The sequence below is a fragment of the Shewanella algicola genome (assembly GCF_014648035.1).
Classification (GTDB): domain Bacteria; phylum Pseudomonadota; class Gammaproteobacteria; order Enterobacterales; family Shewanellaceae; genus Shewanella; species Shewanella algicola.
In genome coordinates this window covers 1-2161 of sequence record NZ_BMQI01000123.1, presented here as the reverse complement: position 1 = coordinate 2161, position 2161 = coordinate 1, and the positions used below count along the sequence as shown (strand labels likewise).

The window sequence follows — 2161 nt, the reverse complement described above, 5'->3', positions numbered from 1 at the left end:
ACTGCAAAAGCAGTCAAATAAGTTAGGCTTGCCTATTGACTGGCGGAAGGCTCATATGTGTTAAGTGCAATCACTTTTCTAGTTACTGAAAAGCATATTGCGAATATATAATGGTTAACAGCATAGGAGATAGTATTTTCATAAATGAAAGAAACTTCTGTAATTTTGTAAATACCTTCATTCTTCCCTCTTTACCCTCGGGATAAGATTTAAAAAACCACCTGTACGATATTTTACGAACAAAGCCTAGAAGTTCGTTTGAAAAGAACATAACAAACATAGCTCCAGTAACTGCTTTTGGTAAAAATACAGAAATTTCCTGTAAAGTTAAGCCATACCAAATAAAACTTAGTCCCGAAAATGTTATTAAATAAGTAAGTGCTGAGGTTAATATAATAGATTTAGCATCCTTTTTTGCCTCTTCTTTAGAAATCTCGTCCATTAGCTTTTTATACTTTTCAGGATCTTCCTTTTCAAGATTAGCTACCTTTCCGTAGTTACTGTAATCAACCTCAGGCATAAGCAACTGTACTATTGAAACTAGCCAAGAAAAAAGGATCGATGACAACGCAAAAACAATTACAAAAGTATTGATATATCCAGGTGTTGCTGGATTAACGAATACATCGTAAATAACAACGATTTGAATAAAAAAAGATGCTAATAACAATGTAATTAAGATTAAAGCTAAAATGAGTAGAATAAATGCAGCTAAAAGAACAGAGAAACCATGCTCATGAATCTTTTCACCTTTTGCCATCTTTTTGAAAAGTGCGTCAGCTGCGTAATCCACCCAAATATGCTTGTAAAAATCACGGACGTTTTCGTCAGGGGCTATTTTGGCTATACACTCTTTGATTAAAGCATCAATATACTTTTTATACGCAGCTACAAGTGCAGAGATAGGGGTGACGATTGCGCCGATGAACAGTATAAATTCTTTATAAGCTCCAAGATTTTTAAAGCTATATCCTAAAATTCTTAACTCAACATCCTGTAAATTTTGAGCTGAATACAAAGAGATCATAATAATCGAGTAAAAAATAAGAAGTTTAGTTGTTAATGAATTTAGCCTTGCAGAGGGTGTAACAGATTCTGTGTAACTGCAATTTAGTTAATATACTTCACAATTCTGTCTTCGAATTCAATAATAAATCGATTCATCGCAGTACGCCAGTTTCGAATGGGCATGGTCCATTTTTTACTGGCTTCTTTTATAGCAAGGTAAATCATTTTCTTGGCCGAGTCATCATTTGGAAATACCTTACGCTTTTTCAACGCTCGTCTAATTACACTGTTTAATGACTCAATAGCATTGGTTGTGTAGATAGCCTTACGAATATCCTGAGGGTAGTTAAAAAACGTATTTAAGTTATGCCAATGGTTATGCCATGACTTGCTAATTTGGGGGTATTGCTCATCCCAGGTATTGCTGAAACGGTCGAGCTCGAGTAATGCTTCTTCCTCCGTTGCTGATTGATAAATGCTCTTAAGGTCCGCAGTTACCGCCTTGTAGTCTTTCCACGATACGTACTTTAACGAGTTTCTGACCATATGCACGATACAGAGCTGTACATGAGTATCTGGATAAACGGTATTGATAGCGTCAGGGAAACCTTTTAGGCCATCGACACAAGCGATGAGAATATCCTCAACGCCTCGTTGTTGCAGTTCAGTGAGGACATTTAACCAAAATTTAGCCCCTTCATTTTCAGCTATCCAAAGCCCCATCAGCTCTTTATGGCCTTCAAGGTTGATACCCAGCGCTAGGAAAATTGATTTGTTGATAACGCGCTTATCTTGACGGATTTTTACGACGATACAATCAAGGTAAACGATTGGGTAAATGGCATCTAAAGGTCGACTTTGCCACTCAATAACTTGCTCGAGAACGGCGTTGGTTACGCGAGAAACTAACGTGGGTGATATTTCTGCGCCGTACCATTCATCAAAGGCTTGAACGATATCACGAGTACTCATGCCTTGAGCGTAGAGCCACAATATTTTATCGTCCATAGAGGTAAATCTGGACTGGTGTTTTTTAACTAACTGAGGTTCGAAACTGCCTTCACGGTCTCGCGGTGTATCAAGTTCAAACTGGCCATCTTCAGTTTGAATGCGCTTGCTGGTTTTACCGTTACGGCTATTAGGTGAAGTGGAT

2 protein-coding genes are annotated in these 2161 nt (G+C 37.7%); both read right to left on the bottom strand.

Features of this window, described 5'->3' with window-relative positions; translation table 11 throughout:
* Positions 1–82 precede the first annotated feature (82 nt).
* The gene (locus tag IEY42_RS21975; protein WP_188927295.1) at positions 83–1018 is read right to left on the bottom strand and encodes a hypothetical protein; all 936 of its coding nucleotides are present in this window, start codon (positions 1016–1018) and stop codon (positions 83–85) included.
* A gap of 92 nt (positions 1019–1110) precedes the next feature.
* Positions 1111–2161 (bottom strand): IS256 family transposase (locus tag IEY42_RS21970; protein WP_188927294.1); only part of this gene is annotated, 1051 nt, incomplete at its 5' end.